The 19,484-nt window shown below is 42.1% G+C and carries 24 protein-coding genes; 10 read left to right on the top strand and 14 right to left on the bottom strand.

What is annotated here, in order from left to right:
* The coding region (locus FTU37_RS05345; RefSeq protein WP_180123935.1) for an RNA-guided endonuclease TnpB family protein at window positions 1-713 on the top strand (713 nt) is incomplete at its 5' end.
* Between the two features lie 172 nt (window positions 714-885).
* A complete protein-coding gene (locus FTU37_RS05340; RefSeq protein ID WP_180123934.1) occupies window positions 886-2,115 on the top strand; it encodes an MFS transporter in 1,230 nt (409 codons plus the stop codon).
* 79 nt (window positions 2,116-2,194) lie between these two features.
* On the opposite strand, the gene FTU37_RS05335 is transcribed toward FTU37_RS05340, so the two are convergent.
* The 6 genes from FTU37_RS05335 to FTU37_RS05310 all read right to left on the bottom strand — a co-directional run bounded on the left by FTU37_RS05335 (window position 2,195) and on the right by FTU37_RS05310 (window position 8,078).
* Entirely contained in the window at window positions 2,195-2,494 is a 300-nt protein-coding gene (locus tag FTU37_RS05335; protein ID WP_078189335.1) for a DUF3817 domain-containing protein, read from the bottom strand.
* A gap of 142 nt (window positions 2,495-2,636) precedes the next feature.
* A complete protein-coding gene (locus FTU37_RS05330) occupies window positions 2,637-3,203 on the bottom strand; it encodes a hypothetical protein (protein WP_180055413.1) in 567 nt (188 codons plus the stop codon).
* An 18-nt stretch (window positions 3,204-3,221) separates the two neighbouring features.
* Window positions 3,222-5,372 carry a YccS family putative transporter gene (yccS, locus tag FTU37_RS05325; protein ID WP_373686279.1) on the bottom strand — a complete coding sequence of 717 codons (2,151 nt, stop codon included), beginning with the start codon at window positions 5,370-5,372 and terminating at the stop codon, window positions 3,222-3,224.
* A 124-nt stretch (window positions 5,373-5,496) separates the two neighbouring features.
* The gene (sodC, locus tag FTU37_RS05320; RefSeq protein ID WP_180003399.1) at window positions 5,497-6,045 is read right to left on the bottom strand and encodes a superoxide dismutase family protein; all 549 of its coding nucleotides are present in this window, start codon (window positions 6,043-6,045) and stop codon (window positions 5,497-5,499) included.
* Between the two features lie 116 nt (window positions 6,046-6,161).
* Window positions 6,162-7,283 carry an AI-2E family transporter gene (locus tag FTU37_RS05315; RefSeq protein WP_171263748.1) on the bottom strand — a complete coding sequence of 374 codons (1,122 nt, stop codon included), beginning with the start codon at window positions 7,281-7,283 and terminating at the stop codon, window positions 6,162-6,164.
* Window positions 7,284-7,433: 150 nt separating this feature from the next.
* Window positions 7,434-8,078 carry a ParA family protein gene (locus FTU37_RS05310; protein WP_078192493.1) on the bottom strand — a complete coding sequence of 215 codons (645 nt, stop codon included), beginning with the start codon at window positions 8,076-8,078 and terminating at the stop codon, window positions 7,434-7,436.
* Between the two features lie 132 nt (window positions 8,079-8,210).
* On the opposite strand from FTU37_RS05310, the gene FTU37_RS05305 reads away from it, so the two are divergent.
* Complete coding sequence (locus FTU37_RS05305) at window positions 8,211-8,681, top strand: Holliday junction resolvase-like protein (RefSeq protein WP_078192492.1); 471 nt, start codon at window positions 8,211-8,213, stop codon at window positions 8,679-8,681.
* A gap of 55 nt (window positions 8,682-8,736) precedes the next feature.
* The gene (locus FTU37_RS05300; protein WP_168378147.1) at window positions 8,737-9,330 is read left to right on the top strand and encodes a hypothetical protein; all 594 of its coding nucleotides are present in this window, start codon (window positions 8,737-8,739) and stop codon (window positions 9,328-9,330) included.
* A 47-nt stretch (window positions 9,331-9,377) separates the two neighbouring features.
* Here the strand turns inward: FTU37_RS05300 and FTU37_RS05295 are convergent, their stop codons facing one another.
* Window positions 9,378-10,004: a class I SAM-dependent methyltransferase gene (locus FTU37_RS05295; protein WP_168378146.1), complete on the bottom strand. Its 627-nt coding sequence runs from the start codon at window positions 10,002-10,004 to the stop codon at window positions 9,378-9,380.
* A 304-nt stretch (window positions 10,005-10,308) separates the two neighbouring features.
* Between FTU37_RS05295 and FTU37_RS05290 the strand changes: the two genes are divergently transcribed.
* Together FTU37_RS05290 and FTU37_RS05285 are read left to right on the top strand one after the other, a co-directional pair.
* On the top strand, window positions 10,309-10,869 hold the full coding sequence (locus FTU37_RS05290; protein WP_078189325.1) for a hypothetical protein: 561 nt from the start codon (window positions 10,309-10,311) through the stop codon (window positions 10,867-10,869).
* A 73-nt stretch (window positions 10,870-10,942) separates the two neighbouring features.
* Window positions 10,943-11,368 (top strand): protease inhibitor I42 family protein, encoded by a 426-nt coding sequence (locus tag FTU37_RS05285; RefSeq protein ID WP_257225227.1) that lies wholly within the window; start codon window positions 10,943-10,945, stop codon window positions 11,366-11,368.
* Between the two features lie 90 nt (window positions 11,369-11,458).
* Here the strand turns inward: FTU37_RS05285 and FTU37_RS05280 are convergent, their stop codons facing one another.
* On the bottom strand, window positions 11,459-11,791 hold the full coding sequence (locus tag FTU37_RS05280; RefSeq protein ID WP_078192490.1) for a HopJ type III effector protein: 333 nt from the start codon (window positions 11,789-11,791) through the stop codon (window positions 11,459-11,461).
* Between the two features lie 168 nt (window positions 11,792-11,959).
* Between FTU37_RS05280 and crcB the strand changes: the two genes are divergently transcribed.
* Window positions 11,960-12,343, top strand: coding sequence for a fluoride efflux transporter CrcB (crcB, locus tag FTU37_RS05275; protein WP_078189322.1), 384 nt, complete (start codon window positions 11,960-11,962; stop codon window positions 12,341-12,343).
* Window positions 12,344-12,464: 121 nt separating this feature from the next.
* Here the strand turns inward: crcB and FTU37_RS05270 are convergent, their stop codons facing one another.
* Both FTU37_RS05270 and FTU37_RS05265 read right to left on the bottom strand, forming a co-directional pair.
* A complete protein-coding gene (locus tag FTU37_RS05270) occupies window positions 12,465-12,719 on the bottom strand; it encodes a type B 50S ribosomal protein L31 (RefSeq protein WP_078189321.1) in 255 nt (84 codons plus the stop codon).
* Between the two features lie 104 nt (window positions 12,720-12,823).
* The gene (locus FTU37_RS05265; protein WP_180123933.1) at window positions 12,824-14,122 is read right to left on the bottom strand and encodes an AarF/ABC1/UbiB kinase family protein; all 1,299 of its coding nucleotides are present in this window, start codon (window positions 14,120-14,122) and stop codon (window positions 12,824-12,826) included.
* Between the two features lie 201 nt (window positions 14,123-14,323).
* Here FTU37_RS05265 and FTU37_RS05260 point away from each other — a divergent pair, with 201 nt between their 5' ends.
* Complete coding sequence (locus tag FTU37_RS05260; protein ID WP_078189319.1) at window positions 14,324-14,536, top strand: DUF1737 domain-containing protein; 213 nt, start codon at window positions 14,324-14,326, stop codon at window positions 14,534-14,536.
* A gap of 361 nt (window positions 14,537-14,897) precedes the next feature.
* On the opposite strand, the gene FTU37_RS05255 is transcribed toward FTU37_RS05260, so the two are convergent.
* From FTU37_RS05255 to FTU37_RS05245, 3 genes are all read right to left on the bottom strand, one after another.
* A complete protein-coding gene (locus tag FTU37_RS05255; protein WP_180123932.1) occupies window positions 14,898-15,323 on the bottom strand; it encodes a hypothetical protein in 426 nt (141 codons plus the stop codon).
* A gap of 125 nt (window positions 15,324-15,448) precedes the next feature.
* A complete protein-coding gene (locus FTU37_RS05250; protein WP_373686278.1) occupies window positions 15,449-16,807 on the bottom strand; it encodes an MATE family efflux transporter in 1,359 nt (452 codons plus the stop codon).
* 41 nt (window positions 16,808-16,848) lie between these two features.
* Window positions 16,849-17,307, bottom strand: coding sequence for a DMT family transporter (locus FTU37_RS05245; protein WP_180123931.1), 459 nt, complete (start codon window positions 17,305-17,307; stop codon window positions 16,849-16,851).
* Window positions 17,308-17,432: 125 nt separating this feature from the next.
* On the opposite strand from FTU37_RS05245, the gene hemW reads away from it, so the two are divergent.
* Together hemW and FTU37_RS05235 are read left to right on the top strand one after the other, a co-directional pair.
* Window positions 17,433-18,587 carry a radical SAM family heme chaperone HemW gene (gene hemW, locus FTU37_RS05240; protein WP_180123930.1) on the top strand — a complete coding sequence of 385 codons (1,155 nt, stop codon included), beginning with the start codon at window positions 17,433-17,435 and terminating at the stop codon, window positions 18,585-18,587.
* A 135-nt stretch (window positions 18,588-18,722) separates the two neighbouring features.
* On the top strand, window positions 18,723-19,130 hold the full coding sequence (locus FTU37_RS05235) for a hypothetical protein (protein WP_180039447.1): 408 nt from the start codon (window positions 18,723-18,725) through the stop codon (window positions 19,128-19,130).
* Between the two features lie 43 nt (window positions 19,131-19,173).
* On the opposite strand, the gene FTU37_RS05230 is transcribed toward FTU37_RS05235, so the two are convergent.
* Window positions 19,174-19,476 (bottom strand): hypothetical protein, encoded by a 303-nt coding sequence (locus tag FTU37_RS05230; RefSeq protein WP_180123929.1) that lies wholly within the window; start codon window positions 19,474-19,476, stop codon window positions 19,174-19,176.
* Between the last annotated feature and the right edge of the window lie 8 nt (window positions 19,477-19,484).

The following is a 19,484-nucleotide window of genomic DNA, read 5'->3' as shown; positions in this document are numbered from 1 at the left end:
ATGTCCAGTATGGAAAACACCAATTTAAGCTTTGGGATAGCTACGGTTTAAGCAAATACACGTTAAAAACAGGTTCATTTGTAGAGGATAGCCGTGGGCGTTGGTATGTATGTCTTGTTGTTGAATCACCTAAGCAAGATAAATCGACAGCAACCCAAGCGATTGGTATTGATCTAGGCTTAAAAGATATTGCCACCTGTTCTGATGGCACTGTAATTTCAAATCCAAAATTCTATCGAAAATATGAGCAGAAATTAGGTATTGCTCAGAGAGCAAGGAATAAGAAGCGTGTTCGTGCATTACACGCCAAGATTGCAAATAGTCGAAAAGATCATTTGCATAAAGCAAGCACCAAGCTTGTGAATGAAAATGCACTGATTATTGTAGGTGACTTGAGTGCTAAAAAATTAGTAAAAACCAAAATGGCAAAATCTGTTTTGGATACAGGATTTTCGGCACTAAAAACAATGCTCAAGTATAAATGCGAGAACGCAGGCGTATTGTTTGAAGAAGTCCAAGAAGCCTATACCACCCAAATCTGTTCGTGCTGCGGTGAGATCACCTCAAGTAGTCCAAAAGGTAAGACAGATCTTGGAATAAGAGAATGGGAGTGCATGAGCTGTGGTACAGCTCATGATCGAGATATAAACTCAGCTCTAAACATTCTTGCGCTTGGGCATAAGCGTCTAGCTGTAGGAATCGCCCTCTTTTAAGGGTGTGAGGATGTCAACTCTATCTAGCGTCTTGTGAATACGACGCACATATGGCGGATACGCCGCAAATTCATTTTTAAAATTAATATTACAGTGCTCGTCATTGGGCTGAAGTGTCTCTCCCTATTTGTCATTTCAAGCTCGACAGCACACATTTGATATGTAGATAACAATGCAAAACGTACAAACCACAAAATTAAGTCGTGCCACCTTAATGTTTCCCTTGGCACTGGTTTTATTTGAATTTTCTGTCTATATCGGAAACGACTTAGTCCAACCTGCCATGCTTGCGATTACCCAAGAGTTTGGTGTGAGTAGTGCATGGGCACCCTCGTCGATGTCATTTTACTTATTGGGAGGTGCCTGTGTCGCTGCGATATTAGGACCCTTGTCAGACCGATTAGGCCGTAAAAAAGTCCTGTTGGGTGGTGTAGCATTTTTTAGCATATGCTGTTTAGTGATATTGCTCACGCATAATATCGAAAGCTTTTTAACTTTGCGTTTTTTACAGGGTTTTGGTTTATCGGTTATTTCTGCTGTGGGCTATGCTGCTGTACAGGAAACTTTTGAAGAGCGAGATGCCATCAAAGTCATGGCGATCATGGCGAATATCTCACTACTGGCGCCACTGATCGGTCCTGTACTCGGTGCCTTTATGATTGATCACGTGTCATGGCATTGGGGCTTTATTGGAATCGCATTTCTATCTTTTCTGAGTTGGTTTGGTTTAAAAGCCAAGATGCCGACACAGCACATCAGCATCCCAAAGCAACCGGTGGGTTATATTATCGATGACTTTAAACAGGTGTTAAAAAACAAACGCTTTTTGGCGCTGACACTGGGTCTACCGATGGTGGCTATGCCACTGATGCTCTGGATTGCGCTATCTCCGGTCATATTGGTGGAGCAACTAGGACTGAGTAGCATGCAATACGGCATGGCACAGTTTCCCGTTTTGGGCGGTCTGATCCTCGGTAATATTGTCCTGATTAAAATCATCGACAAACTGCCTCTAGGTCAGTCTGTGATGATCGGGCTACCGCTGATGTTACTCGGGACGAGCCTCGTGGTGATTGGGACGATGACTGAAAGTTATTTTCTGACATTGCTCATTCTTGGCATGAGTTTGGTCAGTTTTGGTGAAGGGATTAGCTTTTCTGTTCTCTATCGATTTGCCTTAATGTCGTCTGAAATGTCGAAGGGCACAGTGGCTGCGGCAGTGTCTGTGATCATGATGCTGACGTTCTTTGCCGTGATCGAAATCGTGCGCGTGCTGTATGAGAACTTTGGACTTTGGGCCTATAGTTTGGCGGGTTTTATACTCATTATCTTGTGGTTCAGCCTACCACGCTTGGTGGTGCGAGATATTATGCGACAACGTCAATTGTCGGGTGAATTTTAAATTCGAGTTCATGCCATCATAGAAAAAGCCCAGTGCTGTGTAGAACAACATTGGGCTTTTTTATTTGTTGTATACAGTCTTAATTTGATGTTGCAGGTTGTTCTGCATTTTTTAATTTGCGATCGAAAATGAACGGACCAAAAGGCAAAATCGATGCAATTAAGCCCATTAGAAATACACTGAGTGACCATTTTTGTTTTTCACAGACCACAAATAGCACCACCAAGAAGGCAATAAACAAGACGCCATGTCCCATACCGACGTATTTGACCAATATTGGATTATCCATCAGGTACTTCATTGGCATAGCAATGAACAACAATAATAAAAAGGAGATGCCTTCGAGTAGGCCCACAAAGCGTAAGGTCTTGATATTCATGCGAAGTCTAAATTCAAAGTGATTTCAGCCTTGAGTGTACCTGAAAGCACAGCAGGAACGAAGCGTTCATGTTGAAATAATTGATTCGCATATTGAATCTAAGTGAATGTTTTTAAAGTTAATTCTGAGTCATCTGCTCGGATTAATCTTCTAGATCCGCTAAGGAGTCTTCAATTGAACCCTGATCAAATTCATAGTTACAGCCGAATAAAATCATCGGGCTTTTTCCGGTCATTTCAGACAGGCTCAGTTTGTGATTAATGGCATGCAGATCATCCGTTTCAACTTCCGTGCGTAGGATTTTTTCACCACGGAAAAACGGCATATTGGCAAACATCGGATGCTGTTCAATGCCATACTTTTGGGCAAGTTTTTTCACATCGGCTTGGCGATAGATTGCGAATACTGCATTGGAAGACAGGCCAATTTCTTGGGTCGGCATGCCAAAAAACTCTACAGCCTGCTTATTTTTATAGATATAAATAAACGGTTGATGTGGATCATCATGGCGTTTCCAACCCAATTGCCCCAGAGCCTTTTCATAATCGAGTAAAGTGTCATGGTAGGTGTCGTAATCGGCCTGACATTCCAAAATACGCTTCAAATCTTGTGCTGTCGGTGCTGCAAATACAGAAGAGGCAGCTAAACATGAGGTCGCCACAATCGTGGTTAATATGAGGCGTTTAAGACCGAAACTAAGCATTTTCATCAAGAGTCCCATATGATTTTATTTAATTTCCGCCTGAATTAGCTGTGTTCTGAGCTGAATCAGTTCGGCTAATGTTTCTAATAATAAACTGATCTGCTTGAGCACCAGTTGTAGGTGATTAGACAGCATTTCTTCAGTGCTGAGTGTTTGAATTTCGAAAAGTTTTTGCTGAATTTTCTCAGGATTGAGCGGTTTTTGCTGAATTAAGACCTCGTCTAAGGTGCTTTGACACCATTGCAGTAGTTCAAGGACTTGTTGGTCTTGTACTTGTTCACGGTGGCTCCCCAGTGCAGAAATATAACTGAGCTGGCTATGGCTATAGACCAAATAGCGAAAAGCATGTTGAATCAAAGTTTGGTCGGGTTCAGGCTCGGTACTTAAACTTGAAATCATGCTCGATAGTTTAGTTTGAGCATTATGGGCTGAACGACGGGCACGCCGATAATCAATGCTATTGGTTTTCCCATGGAGATATTGCTCAACTACGGCATCAAAATAATGCAGGGTCGCAGCAGAGCTTTTTTGAATGGTCTTGGAAATATTGCGAAAGTCCCAATCTGGCCAGATCACATTCACTGCGAACCATGCAATAAAACAGCCGAGTAGGGTATCAACGATACGCGGTAAAATGACCGCATAACCAGCGCCTTTTAAATTAAAAATCAGCAAGACCATTAAGGTTGCCATGAGGGTCGCCATGGCATATTTTTTGGCACTCAGATAGAAAAAGCACACGCCAAAAATAATCGTCAGTAGTAATTGACCTTCGACACTAGGCACAAAATACAAAATAGGAATGCCAAGTAAGACCCCTAATATGGTTCCCAAAGTCCGCATTTTTAAACGACTTTTGGTCGCAAAATAACGCATCTGACAGACAAATAAACTGGTCAATAATATCCAGTAGCCATTTTTGGCAAAGGGCAAGAGGGAAATGGCATAGCCCATAGCAAAGACAAAGGCGATGCGAACGGCATGGCGAAATAAGGCAGACTCGGGACTCAAATGCTGTTTCAGTTTGAGCCATAAATCATGCCAGCCGTGAATATCGTCATCGAGTAAATTGAGGTTGTCGATATGCTGCTGATAAGCCTGTTGCTGTGAATGATCTAAATCCTGCACATGCGAAAAACGTTCTTGCACACTGTCCAAATTGCTCAAGATCAGCTGTAGGTTTTTCACTTCTATATTTTGCGGATTATTGGCCATCCACTCCTGCAAAGAGGCATGCAAATGTGCCAGTGCTTGCGCAGTAATGGGATCAGGCTGATAGGGCTGCCGATGCAAAATACAGTAGGCCAACTGTTGGCAAGCCTGCGCTTGTAATCGAATATTTTTTTGAAAACGAAAAATTAAATCGGTACGGCTAAAATTTTGATGAATTTGTTCGTAGTGTAAATAATTCGCACTGGCCTGTTCGTGAATATCTTGTGCCAAGAAATATAAATTCAGCCAGTAGATGGTATTTTTATTGGCTCTTGAGGCTTTTAAACGGGTGAGTAAAGAAGCTTTGGTCGTGTTTAAACTCGGGATGACATCACTGTTTTTGAGCGATAATTCATACAGTAAGTGTTCCACATTGTTGACATTATCTGGGTCAAATAAGCGTGCTTTTGCATTCAGTACTTCGGCGATTTGTAAAAAACAACGCGAGAGATTGTCCTGTACAGGTAGGGTAGGTTTAATCAGGTAAAAGAGAATTGAGGTCAAGCCATACCATATTGCCCCTAGAACAAAGCAACTGGGTTGAAAATACCAGGTGTCATATTCGCCCAAGCCGAACATGGTGTAGATCGATAGTAAAATCGTGCCAAAAGAAATCGTGGCATAGCGTTGCCCCAAAGCTCCTAATAAAATAAATCCTGCACTGGACAGTGAAAGATATAAGATAAACAGCAGCTTATAGGGATAGAGAAAATCTAAAATACTACTGACACTAAAGAAGAGTACGCAGACATAGAGCAAATTACGCAGTCGGATGCTGAGTCGGTCATCAAAGTCCGTGAGCGCGGTAGCAATCGCACCTAAGGTGACGGGCACAATAAAACTATGAAAACCGAGAAAATATAATCCGAGCGTGGTGCCACTCAAAACAATACAAATTTGCAGGCAATACATAATGATTGCACTGGATTGAAACTGTTGAAACCAAGAGAGTCGCGTGTTCACAGAGTTATGAAGTATTCGAATGATTTTGTAAATTAGACTGAGCTTTTTTCTGTGAACTGTCAATTTTTATTCAATAGAAAAGCGGACTTAAAGTCCGCTTGTTCAAATCTATATGCAAGGTCGATTATTGAATCACACCACAGGCAATACGGTCACCGCCACCGCCTAGAGGTTTAGGGTCGTCAGAGTAATTATCACCACCGGCATGGACCATGATGGCTAAGCCTTGTACATCCGCTAATTTCAAACGCGGTGCAATTAAATTCACTTTTGCTGTGCCATCCGTTTGAACTTGAAGGATCGGTAAGTCACCCATGTGACCGGTTAACGGTGTACCGTGGTGAGGTGCCGCTTTAGGGTTAAAGTGACCACCCGCAGCGAGTGCAGCACCCACTTTTCCATCTTTTTCAGCTGGGGCACAAGAACCTTTTTCATGAATATGGAAACCGTGTGGACCCGGAGGAAGCTGGGTTAAATTGGTATGAATAACCAAGCCAGCAGGGCTATCAACCAAGTTAATTTGACCGATGCTTTGACCAATACCTTGAGCAGTCACGGCATTGACCGTCACGGTTTTTGCATTCAGACCTGTTGAAGTCGAGGTACTCGCACAGCCTGTAAACATCAGGGCACTGACCGCAGCAAGCGCGCCGAATTTAAATAGTGAAGACATGTTTGGCATCCTGTCTGTTTTTATGGAATTTCAACCATTGAAACAGATGCGGATACAGGATGACAGATAATTTAAGTATTTGATTGTAATATTTGTTTAATGAATTCAAGCCTGAATTAAGGTTGTTCAGGCTTATCATCCATATTGTCTAAGTTATGTGCCAATGTTGCTTTGGGCATCATGACGGGTTCAATTTGGGTTTCATGTAACCATTCACGCCAAATCGCCAAGAGTACCGCCAAGATCACTGGCCCGATAAATAAACCGACAAGACCGAAACTGGCGATCCCACCCAAAACACCAAACATGATTAATAAGAATGGAATCTGCGTTGCCCCTGAAATCACTAAAGGGCGAATCACGTTATCGGCCGTACTCACCACACAAACACCCCAAGCCATGACGCCAATGGCTTCGATGGTTTGACCTTGTGAAAATAACCACAACGACACAGCGGTATATGAAATCGGTGGACCAAACGGAATCAGTGCCAACATGAAGGTAATGATGGTTAATAACATTGGGTTAGGCACATCGGCGACAAAATAGCTCACACCGGCAAGTAAAGCTTGGGCAATCGCGGTGAGGCCGATGCCATACACTACGGCACGTGTGGTATCCGAAATAGTGGCAAGATAATGATGAATACGTGGCCCAATGACCATTTCGAGGGCTTTACTGACCTGACTTAAAATGGTTTGACCGTCACGATAGAAGAAAAATAAAGACATCACGGCAAAACACAGCTTAAAGATATTTTTACTGACTTCGCCAACCAAAACTTTACCGTAGTTCAAATGCCCCTGAATCCAAATTTGTACCGATTGAATAATACTGTTCGGGTCATTGTTCAGCTCATGCAGGGTACGACTGACTTCTTTACCAATAAACGGCAGTTGGCGAATAAAATCAGGCACATTGACATGACCCGAGAAGACCTGCTTTTGTAATTCAAAATACAAGTTACGGCCTTCATGTTGTAGCAAGAAGATCGCAAAAATCACCGGCAGACCCACCACGAGCACCACCAGTAAGATCATCAGCGCCGCACTTAGATTTGCACGATTGCCACAAAAACGATGCACCGATTGATACAGCGGCCAAGTCATATAAGCAATAATCGCTGCCCAAACGACGGGCACAATAAAGTATTTGAGTACGCTAAAGCTCAAAAAAATCAGGATAAAAAATAATCCGAACAATAAGACTTTTTGTAATGTAGGTGCGAACGTTGGCAATGCGTGCTCTGATTTTTTCATCATGTTGTGTTCAATCTTAACTGAAAAAAAAGCTCCCGAAAACGAGAGCTTGTTAACTTATGGTGAATATCTTTCAGGCTAGATCCTTGCAAGATTGGCCTTTATATCAGCAAAATGTGGAATGATGGGTTAAAACCACTCGGCTTCGTCTTCAATTATGGCATTGAGCACAGGTTGCCATTGTTGTTGCATACCGAGGTACAATTTTTGTGTTTTATCAAAAACCGAAAGACCTTGCATGGCAAGTTGACCATAAGCGGTACGTTCAGAAATCCAAGCAACGGGCTGTTGTTCAACTTTATTGAAAAAATCTTGAATTTCTTTGGAATGAGCAGAATTGGGTTTGACACGATTGGCCAGTAATAAGATTTGGACTTTACCTTTACGAATCCGTTTAATTTCTTGCAAATGCTTTAAAAAACGACGGGTCGAGTCGATGTCGAAGAAAGATGGTTGTAGCGGGGTAATGATGGCATGAGCTTCACTGACCAACTGATCTGCATGTTCACCCGATAACGCACCCGGTGCATCGATAATTAGATATTCAATCCCTTTCGGCACATCACCAATCGACTTTTCATGACGCCAATCTAGGCTCTGAATTGGGGCTGCAGTCTCTGGGCGCTGTTTGAGCCATTGACGTGCAGACTTTTGATTGTCAGCATCTGCCAAGGCCACTTTATAACCTTTTTGCGCAAGTGCAGAGGCTAAACTGATTGCTGTGATGGTTTTGCCACAACCACCTTTTTGATTGGCAATTAATATCGTTTTCATCGACCTAAATAGATTTTATTCTGCTCATCCCTAGCATATCATTGTTTAATGCGGGGAATATGACAAAGAACCAAAGTCTAAGTTTTTTCTATACGTTTCGCAGTAATGTCTTAAAAAGATTAGGAATTTTAAATGTCTGTCTGGATGGCCATGCTCATTGGCGCGTGTATTGGGATTGTACTGACCACCTTAATTTTAAGTGGTAGTCGCAATGGAAGGATTAAGGCAGAATACGAGCAATATATTGCAGAACTAGAATTGGAACATCAGCAGGCCTTGGCCCATGCACAAAAGCGCAGTGTAAATACCAGTCGTGCTGTTTTAAAAGGCAAAATGGCCGAACAAATGGCGCCGATCATGCCCGAATTTCAGTATCTACCTAGCGATGCAAAGTTTCTTGGTGACCCGATCGATTATGTGGTTTTTGATGGCTATACCGACTTTCGTGATGGCGATGGCCTCGCTGAAGACATCGAAGTGGTGCTGATTGATATTAAAAGTGGTGGGGCACGTTTGACCAAAGGGCAACAAGCGATTGCTCAAGCCATTGCCGAAGGGCGAGTGCGTTTTGAAACCATCCGAATTGATTTTGAGCATATTTAAGCTCGCGTGATTCAGGCTCAGAAGCGTCGAAAAGTAATAAGGACAGAATATTCACATGGAAAAACTCTTAGCGACTGCAGCCGTTTTTGCGCTCATGCTGTGGATATGGTCTGAATATTTTCGTGCCATTCCACATTTAGAGCAGACAGGTGTGCTGAAAAATTTTCAGGTCACAGCGACTCAGGCATTTTCCGGTGAATATTTGCTGTTGGATAAACGCTACTACAGTGCCAGTAGTCGTACACTACATCCGGCAGCACCGACTGTGGTGGGTGGCTTTCAAGACTTGGCCTATGTCAGCAATATTGATCTGCTACTGAGTTCAGGCGCAAATGATATCCAATCTTTAAAATACCATCTTGAATGGTCTCAGCAGAACCGCTGTTTTAGTGTGCAAGCGAAAGACGCGCCCTCGACACAAATTGAACAGCTCAAGTCCGAATTGCAAAATGTTAGTGTGATTGCTCAATCCGAAGATGTCGCAAATCGTATTCGGCGTTTAAAATCAGGTGATCGCGTGGAGATTTTGGGTGAATGGGTGGATGTGCATTCCATCAAAACAGGGAAGTCGTATAACACCTATAATGTGTTGAATAAAAAGCCCTGTCATATCCTAAAAATTAATGCCATTCGACTAATCAAAGACTAGGTACTTTTATCTATATTTGATTGTGCTTAAACATGGCCTTGGACGCTTTAACTCAACTTCCGTGCGCGGGCGAGCAACATGCGCTGACCAATTTTTGGAATGCCTTCTGCATCAAAATACTGCGTTTCAAAACATTCAAACTGGGCATCTTCAAGCAACTTTTGCATATGACGATCCAGATGACAGCCATCCGCGACTTTCTTTTGAATGGGCGTCAGTAGGTGTTGTAACTGCTTAATTTTCCGATTTTCATTGTGTTGTACATGCTCTACTAAATGAAATGTCCCTGTTGGTTTAAGGACGCGGTAGATTTCTTCAAGCGCAGTTTCAATATCGGCAATGCTGCATAAGGTCCATGTACTCACGACATGATCTAGACTTTCATCTGCAAAGGGTAATTTTTCAGCACCGGCTAAAATATGCTGTACCTCAAACGGCGCTGCATGTACACGTTCAGCAGCTAAATGAAAAATATCAGGATTGGGTTCTAGGGCAAAAACCGTATCGACATTTTGATAAAACGCTAAATTCAAACCTGTACCAAAGCCAATTTCGAGCACCTCACCAGATACGGCTAACAGGAGTTCGCGTCGTTTATCCATCAGGCTCGGCACTTGCATGACTTGATTTAAAAGATGCGGAAAAATGTGTTGTTGATAAAATTTATAAATCATAGCGGGTATTGTTGTTGGCTTTTTTTAAAGTGTAATTTATGTCTTTTTAATTTTAAATCATGTGGTAGGGCATGGATATGGGCCAATTGACTGAATAACAGCATTTTGTTACCAAGTTCATAAGGTTTATGCAGACTGTGTGCGTAATATAGAGTTACAACTAGTGAAAACGACATTCATCATGCTCAACCTACGGGATTTTAAGCTCATGTTCAGGTTGGGGCATTATGTATAGATGAAGTCGGCTCAATTGCAGAATTAAAATTGAGTAATGTGAAGTATTACAGGGTAAGAGGATAACGCGATGATCAAGCGAATTGCATTAAGTACTGTGCTTGCAGGCTTTTTATTGAATGTCGGTGTCCAAGCGTCTTCAGATTATAATATTGCCAAAGGCTTAGCACCTGCTGCCAAAGGCCAGTCGATTTCTACCTTGAAAGAATTTAAAGGTGATTTCCGAATTTTAGGTTCAAAAACCTATCAAACAGATGAACAAGCAAAATTTTCTCCGATCGATTATGCAGTCAGTTGGGGTTTATTTGCAGAGCCAGAAATTGCTCGTACGATTTCAGTCAATCAATATGACCGTTTCTTAAATTGGAAAATGGATCGCGTTCCTGTACCGCAAAAGCAAGCCATGATGATGGTGTCGAATATGCACATCATTCCTGCAAACCCGCAAATTGCGAAACAAATTACTCAAGTAAAACGTGGTGATCTTGTGCGTTTAAAAGGGGATTTGGTTGAGGTGAAAGACAAAGATTTGGTTTGGACTTCATCTTTGACCCCAACAGATACGGGTGATGGGGCTTGTGAGGTTTTTCGTGTCAGTTCGATTCAGTGGATTGAAAAAGTTAAAGGCTAAACTTCGATTGCATCGAGATTGTATTTGAAATCGGTGTGCATTAGATTCAAGGTAAAATAATTTGATGATGAAAATGACGATAAAGAAAAAGTTTATTTTGAGTCTAATGATGGCGAGTAGTTTGGCGCTTGGTGGATGTACCAGTATGAGTTCAACTGTAGATGGGAAAACCCATGTATTTACTGAACAGCAAAGTTGTCCGACCTTGCTTGAGATGGATCGTGGACAGACTTTGGAAGTGCTGTTAAACGAAAATCCAAGTACTGGGTATGTATGGTCTTTGGCTGAGCAACCGAAACTTTTTAAAGTTGAAGAAGTGTTTCAGTCAGCTCAACAACAAGATGCTGCGGATACGACACCAGTGCTTGGTGCCGGTGGTCAAAAAACTTATCGTTTTACCGCAACGACTGCGGGTGAAGAATTACTACATTTGAAGCATGCACGAGCTTGGGAAAAAACCGCGATGGCTGAATGGACTTGCAGAGTTCGAGTGTCTTGATTTGAACTGATGACCAACGATAAAAAAAGCCAGTATTTGTACTGGCTTTTTTTATTGCAGACGAACAGATTTAGAACGTCCACCTAAGCATTATTTCGCGCTGAGCGCTTGACCGTCAAATTGAATACCTTCCCAACCATTTTGCATAAATTGGCGAATGTTTTGGTGGTCAGTTGCGTCTGGTGTCGCCAAAACAGCAGCATAATGTTCAGCAAAAAGACTTAATGTTTCAGCTTGGTTTAGACCATTCAATTGGGCAAAAGAAAATACTTTGGCACTGCCTTGGTTTTCAGTCGCTGCATTGGCTTGTTTGCCATTGGTAAAAGCAGTTGGTGTGTGGTTATAACGCGCTTCAATAAATGCAATCACATCTGAAAATTTCGCAGTCCCTGCTTGAAGTTGATCTAATAATTCCTGAGCCATAATGTCCTCTTTCAATAAAAAATACCGCAAAGTGTTGCAGACTATAGCAAGCTTTGGCCCAAACATTTAACACTATTTGCGTAAATTAAATGCGTGTATATTGAAGGGCGACCTTAGGCAGTCTGTTGCCTAAATTGTAGATACCAATGATGTTGAAGTAGGACAACTATGAACTGGCTTTTGGTCGCATGTGGCGGCGCAATTGGGGCAACACTTCGCTATGCAGCAGGACTGTTATTGGCCAAGCCAACAGTACTCTTTCCTTGGGCAACATGGTGGGTGAATATTTTAGGTTGCTTTTGTGCAGGTGTGTTCTTTGCATTTAGCCAAAAATATCCCGTTCTACAAAATGAAGCACGCTTATTGCTTATGGTTGGGATCTTAGGTGGCTTTACCACCTTTTCCAGTTTCGGCTTAGAAACCTTTCAACTGCTTAGACAAGGGCAAAGTGGGCTAGCATTCAGTTATGCTATTTCCAGTGTGGTAATTGGTGTCATCGTATTGGGGCTGGGATATTACTTATTTCAGTCGATTTTAAAAATAGATGTTTAAAACAACGCTTGAAAACCACAAAATTTCAGACATAAAAAAAAGAAGCTCAGGCTGGAGGAGGGGAACCCTGAACTTCTTTAATGTTTTAATTTTAAAAGAAAAAACTTAATCTAAACTGAACTTATTGTGAGCGTTTGAAACGCGCAAAGCGTTTATTAAAGTTCGCAATACGTCCTTCGTTATTCACTTGACGTTGTTCACCTGTATAAAAAGGATGTGATGCACTTGAAATATCGAGTGTCACATACGGATAAGTTTTGCCTTCAAACTCTTTGGTTTGATTGGTACTTAAAGTACTGCCAATCACAAAAAAGGCATTGGCATTGGTGTCATGAAAGAGTACTTCACGGTATTCGGGATGGATGTTGGCACGCATTCTTCTGTTCCTTAAATTTATTGATTAAAGAAATGTTATAACATAACAATATAAAATGCAAATATTGCCCGAAATTCATCAGGCAATCAGTGCTTTACGCTCCCTTAAGCGCTAGGTGGGACCAACTCTTCAAAGAGATCATTGAGATTGTCATTCACTTTCAAATGAATCAAATTCCAATAATGTCCTGAAACAGTCCGGTTCACCATCAGTGTGTCTGGCGACGGTTTAAACACATCCCAATATTTAAGAGATGGCTTAATTAATTCTACCCCGTCATGGTGCGCTGAGTTTTCAGCAAAGTCATATTGTGTGGTTAGCGGACGCATCAACACTTCCAGCCATTGTTCATACAACTCCGCAGGGAATTTACCGAGTTCATTGAGTGAATGTAAGGCATCGAGTTGCTGTTCCATCAGCGGAATATCGTGCTTGCGTGCAGCATTGATCAATTGCTTAAAGTGCGACACGATTTCAGGAGACAGGGTTTTCACACCGCCGTAGTCATATACGATGACTGAACCATCTTCACGAAAGGCGAAGTTGCCCGGATGTGGGTCACAGTGGAAACGTTTAAGGAAGAAAATTTCACGGCCAATGGCACGGAATAACCGTCTTCCCAAGGCATTTCGTGTTTCTTGTGACCATGTGCTGGCAGTTTCTATACTGTCGCCAAGCTCTAGACTTAGAGTCAAAATATGACGTGAAGAATAATCTTTATAGACCTGTGGAATGATGATTTTGTCATCCAGCGCACTATGAAACGCACGGGCCACATCTAAGTTTTGCGCTTCAATTTCATAGTTCAGTTCGTTGTCCAAACTGTCCTGAATTTCACGAAATAGCTTGTTTTGTAACTTCCGATCAATTTTCAATACGCCCATCAGACGAAGGGCAAGCCGAACTTGTTTTAAATCACTTTCACAGGCTTCTTCGACACCAGGATATTGCACTTTCACCACCACCTGCTGACCATTAGGTAACACGGCTTTATGCACCTGCCCAATGGATGCAGCGGCAAAAGGTTGTTCTTCAAAACTTTTAAAAATTTGCGCGAGGGGTTTGCCGAGTTCTTGTTCTACTTGAGCCTTAATTTCAGCAAAAGGCATGGCTGGCGCTTGGCGTTGTAATTTACTGATCGCTTTTGCGACTTCAGGTGGAAAAATGTCTTTGTACTGCGAGGCAATTTGTCCGACTTTCATCACCGCACCCTTCATTTCACCCAAAGTGTCTGCAATTTGCAGACCGATGTCCTGAAAAAGTTTACTGCGAGATGCATTTTTCTGTTCTTCATCGGCAGTGATATTGCGGATGGAATTGGAAACGGTTTTAGTAGCAATGCTTGCCGTCATACTGGCAAGTTTCATAAAGCGACGACCCGGTGTGCTAGCCGTTTTTGCCATGTGATGTTCCTCAAGATCATCATTTATTATCTAATACCGATCATAGGCGACAAAACACAAACTGCCTACTTTAAATTGTTAAGACTTTATTTGCATTGATAAAATGATGGGCAAAAATGTAAATACTGAAAATAATTCAGGCAAATTTAAGCCACGTGCTGAATGGTTTAAAATATCGCTTCGCTAGAAAAGAACTGAACGATGAAAGTGTATCGCTATTTAACCGGTAAAGATGATGTCAATTTCTGTGCCCGTGTGACCAAAGCTTTAAATGAAGGCTATGAATTGTATGGATCACCGACCATGAGTTTTAATGGGACAGATGTGATTGTCGGGCAGGCGATCGTGAAAGACGTAGAGGACGACAGCCAAGTGCCACAAGGTTTAAAAAATGCCATCGAGGCGCTTAATTAGTTGGCTTTGCTGCTTTAGTTGCTTTACTGATGTTATGCCTGTAAAAGTATTTACGCATTTAAAAAAAGATTTTTAATTCTATTCTGTAGAGTCTTTCATCCAGGGATTGAATAAAGGGATTAGCCTTCAGCTGGAGGTACTCTTACGAAACGTTGTTTCTCATTCGGCAAAATGAGAAGCGTGCTTCGCAAGGAAACCATCTTGCGGTGCAATGCACCTCACCGACAAAACTCGTTCGCTAGCGTCTAATTATTTAAAGTATCGCAAAAACATTTTTGATTAGAACTAGTCCTGTCTCAAACAATTGCAGATGACTTTTTCGTGTATCGTTCTTTTTTTGAATCAAATTGAGCAACTGATGTCACTCCGTAACATCAGTTGCTTCAGTTTTTTCCAGTTCTAAATGTGGACTGAGATATTTGCTGCATTGATTATGGTGTAAATTTTCATTCAAGGTGATAAGGTTTTGCGTCACGATAAAATCCTGATCATCCGCAGAGGCAAACTTTTGATTGGCCTTGATGAAGTCCTGAAAGGTATATGCCATACCAGATTGCTGACAACTTAATTTTAAACGTGTGGTATATGAGTCCGCTTGTTGTTCATGATAAAAGCGAAAGGCTGTCCAAAGTGCTTGATTGATGTAATCAAATTCGGGTTGTGATTGGACTTTGATGGGTGCGTGATATAAAGGAAATTCATGTCGGTTGATCGTTTGTTCAGCTTGTAGTGACATGGAAAAGCTCAAGCTCAGACAGAGACTGATCGAGCGAAATACATGGGACATGTTTATTTTCCTCTTCTTCGTGCTTTTTTATTTATGGCGTTGCTATGCAGGGTGTTAATTTGCATTAGTCTTCTGCATAGCGTAGCCGTCTTTTTTAAGTAACTTTTTAGATGATTTTTTAGGGCTTATCCCGCATGTGCTAAACGTTTATTCATCATAAATAAACGTGTAAGTAGCAGTATACATGCGACAGTCAGGCCCACAATCAGGCCAATCCAAACGCCTGCAGCACCAGTCGTGGTAAAGCGTGCAAGATAGATCCCGACAGGGAAGGCAATGATCCAATACGCGATCATGGTGATCCACATCGGCCCTTTGGTGTCTTGCATACCGCGTAAACACCCTGCGGCACTGACTTGCCATGCGTCCATCAATTGATAGGCAATCGCGAACAACACCAAGTACACCGCAAGCTGAGTCACATCATAGTCATTGGTATACAGTGACACAATTTCATTACGTAAAAGCCAAAGCAGCAACATGGTAATCAGGGCAAATACCGTCCCTGTAAACATACCGACTTTCTGGACTTTTCGCATAGCCAGCCAGTTCTTTTCCCCATAATAGGTACCGACCCGAATGGTCAGCGCAATCGCCAGTGACATGGGAATCATAAACAATTGCGAGGTAATCGAAATGGCGACTTGATGCGCTGCAATGGTAACTTCGCCTAAGGGACTCAACACAATAGCGGCTGTACTAAAAATACTGACTTCAAAGAAAATGGCTAAGCCAATAGGAAAGCCGAGTTTTAAAATACGTTTGATCCATTCACTGTTCATTTTTTCAAAAGCAGCGAAAGGTTGGGTTTTTTGATAGGCCGATCCTTTGAAAACGTACATCGCCAAAGCAAAGAACATTAACCATTGCAAAATCGCGGTGGCAAAACCACATCCTGCTGAACCCAGTTCAGGGACTGGGCCTAAACCATACATAAAAATAAAGTTCAGTGGAATTAACACCAATAAGGCCAGCAGACTCAGCACAGTGACTGGACGTGGATGCCCCAATGCTTCTGAGTAACCACGTAAAGCTGCGTACATGGTGACAGCAGGCATACCTAAACTAATGGCGTGTAAGAATAAGCTCGCCTTCGGAAGTAATACTTCAGGGACACCCAATAACGGTAAAAGCAGCGGCATAGCTTGTAAGACTAATGCAGCGATAATGCCAAGAAACAACGCAACCCACAAAGACTGACGGGCGATGGTGGCAATTTTTTCAGGCGTCCGAGCACCATTGGCTTCGGCCACCAATGGGGTGGTGGCAATCATAATGCCGCTGAACAGCAGCATGACCGGTATCCACAAACCGACCCCGACCGCAATCGCTGCAAGGTCATTGGCGGACATGTGTCCAGCCATGATGGTATCAATGAGACCAAATCCCGCTTGCGCAAACTGCGTGATCAATATCGGGATCATTAAATGAAACAGTTGTTTTAATTCATACTTGCTGCTTGTTACAGCCGTGACAGTAGACACAGAATGTACTCATTTCTTGTGAGGTGCTTAGGAATGAGGTCTTAGCGTTGGAAAGTGAGAAGCACACCAATAAAAATCACCACGCCACCCAATAAGCGTTGCCAGTTAATCGGGGTTTTTTCAGTGCCGAGCAAGCCAAAATGGTCAAATACCATCGACATTAATATCTGTCCAAAAATAATCAGACCGGAGAGGGATAAAAAACCCAGTTTCGGCGCGGTATAAATACTGATACTGATGGCATAAACGCCCAGACATCCTCCCAGCCATAAATACCAAGGAATTTGAGCAAAGCTTGCAAAGTCCGGTTTTTCGGCCGATTGAAAAAACACCATAAAGACGAGGACTATTGTACCAACCAAAAAAGAAAAAAGGGCAGCTTGCAGCGGTGAATATAAATATTCACGCAATTGGCTGTTGATCGCTGTTTGAATGGTCATAGCGATACCAACACCCATCGCGAGCGGCAGTAAGTACAATAAATGGCTGCTTATTTTCATCTTCTAATCATCTAATTCTTCTTTAATTTTATTAGTCTACTGTATTGTGGATGAGTTTTCATAAGCGCTCTGATGCAGTCATGTTAAAATGCGCTTACTTCTTTTGTTCCTTTTGAGCATTTTCCTTGGCTGAATTAAATCCTGCAGTTGTTCCGTTATCTTTATACATTCACATGCCGTGGTGTGTGCGCAAATGTCCATACTGTGACTTTAATTCGCATGCGGTGCCGAATGGTGAATTGTCTTTGGACTTAGAACAAGAATATTTACAGGCGTTGGTTGAAGACTTTAAAACCCAAGTCGATTTTGCTCAGGGTCGCCTGATTCATAGTGTATTTATTGGTGGTGGGACACCATCTTTGATTTCTGCCCAAGGCTATCAATGGTTATTTGCTCAGCTCAAAGCGTTGCTACCGTTTGAAGCAGGTTGTGAAATCACCTTGGAAGCCAATCCCGGTACGGTTGAGCACGATCCTTTTTCCGGTTATTTAGATGCAGGAATTAATCGTCTATCTATCGGTGTGCAAAGTTTTAATACCGACCAGCTGAAAAAACTGGGCCGGATTCATTCGAATGATGATGCGATTTCTGCCATTCAGCATGCAAAAGAGGCGGGTTTTGAACGCGTAAATGTCGACTTGATGCATGGCCTGCCTGAACAAACCATTGAGCAAGCACTGTTGGATTTAAAACTTGCTGTTGAAAATGGCGCAACGCATGTGTCGTGGTATCAGTTGACCATTGAACCTAATACGGTTTTCTTCCGCACAAAACCGATTTTACCTGTCGATGATGTGCTTGAAGATATTCAAGAACAGGGCGAAGCCTATTTAACAGCGCAAGGCTTTATCAATTATGAAGTATCGGCATGGCGTAAAGAAAAGCCGTCTGCACATAATTTAAATTACTGGCAGTTTGGTGACTATTTAGCGATTGGCGCAGGCGCGCATGGTAAAGTGACCATGCCAGACGGGGTGTATCGTTTCCAAAAAACCCGATTGCCGAAAGACTATTTAGCCAAAGTACCTGCTGAACATCTTCAGTTTAAGCGCATCGAAGCAGCCGACATGCCTTTTGAATTTATGATGAATGCACTTCGTTTAAATCATGGGGTGGAAGCCAAGCTATATAGCGAGCGTACAGGGGAAAGTTTAGAGCCGATTGCCGAGTTATTGAACTCATTACGTCAGCGTCAATTGATGGTGAATGATCCTGCGCGTTTGTCTTGTACTGAACAGGGGCATATCTTTTTAAACTCAGTGTTGGAAGAGTTTTTGTAATGAATGCTATTGAAAAATTGTTTTTTTAATTTAAAAAGCACGTAAATTTTTATATTTCTAATGTAGTTTGCGTCCAATTTGTAAAATTAGACCTGTAATAATCCAATACATATTACAAGAAGGACTATCCTAAAAATGAAATATATTTTAAGTGCTGCAGTATTCAGTTTAGCTTTGATTGGTTGTGCAGATAAAAAGGCTACAGTAGAAAACACGGTATCAACTGAACCAGCGTCAGCAACTACTCCGTCGAATGACATTGCTATTGCTCAGGACGAGCAAGTTATTCATTTTACTGGGCCGCAAGATCTGACGATTGAGCTAAAAACCAAAGATAATTTTGAAACTGCACAATTGACGGATAATTCTGATCGGGTTTATGAGTTGAAACGAGCGGTTTCTGGAAGTGGTGTACGACTTGCCAACGACCAAGGCGTTTCTATTCATTTTAAAAACTTTAATGGTGTGAATGAAGGGACAGTTGAGTTGGTGAAAGATAAACCCATAGAGATCAAAGAATTTATTGCTGATAAAGCAAAGTAAAGATTAAAAAAGACCGCATTCGCGGTCTTTTTTTGAGTTTAACTTAACGATGTTTCGGTGGCATAGGGGGTAATTTATGCTGCGGTACAGGTTTGTGTTGATTGGCTTTAAATGCTGTGGCCTTATGGTTTTGTTTGGCAAATTTCGCATGAGCTTGTTGATGTTCTTTGTTCACCATGTGGGGCCCAGCAGATTTGTGATGTGTTGCTTTAGGTGGCACAGGTTTTTTATCAAAGTTTGCAGCAGGTGGTGGATTTTTATGATCGAATGCAGGCGCTGCCATTGCAGACATTGTCGCAGTTGTTGCAATCAGACCAATCATCAATGAAGACATCAATTTTTTCATGGTTACGC

Origin of the sequence: Acinetobacter sp. YH12097 (assembly GCF_013419225.1) — a bacterium.
GTDB lineage: Bacteria > Pseudomonadota > Gammaproteobacteria > Pseudomonadales > Moraxellaceae > Acinetobacter > Acinetobacter amyesii.
This window is presented reverse-complemented; position numbering and strand designations above follow the sequence as displayed.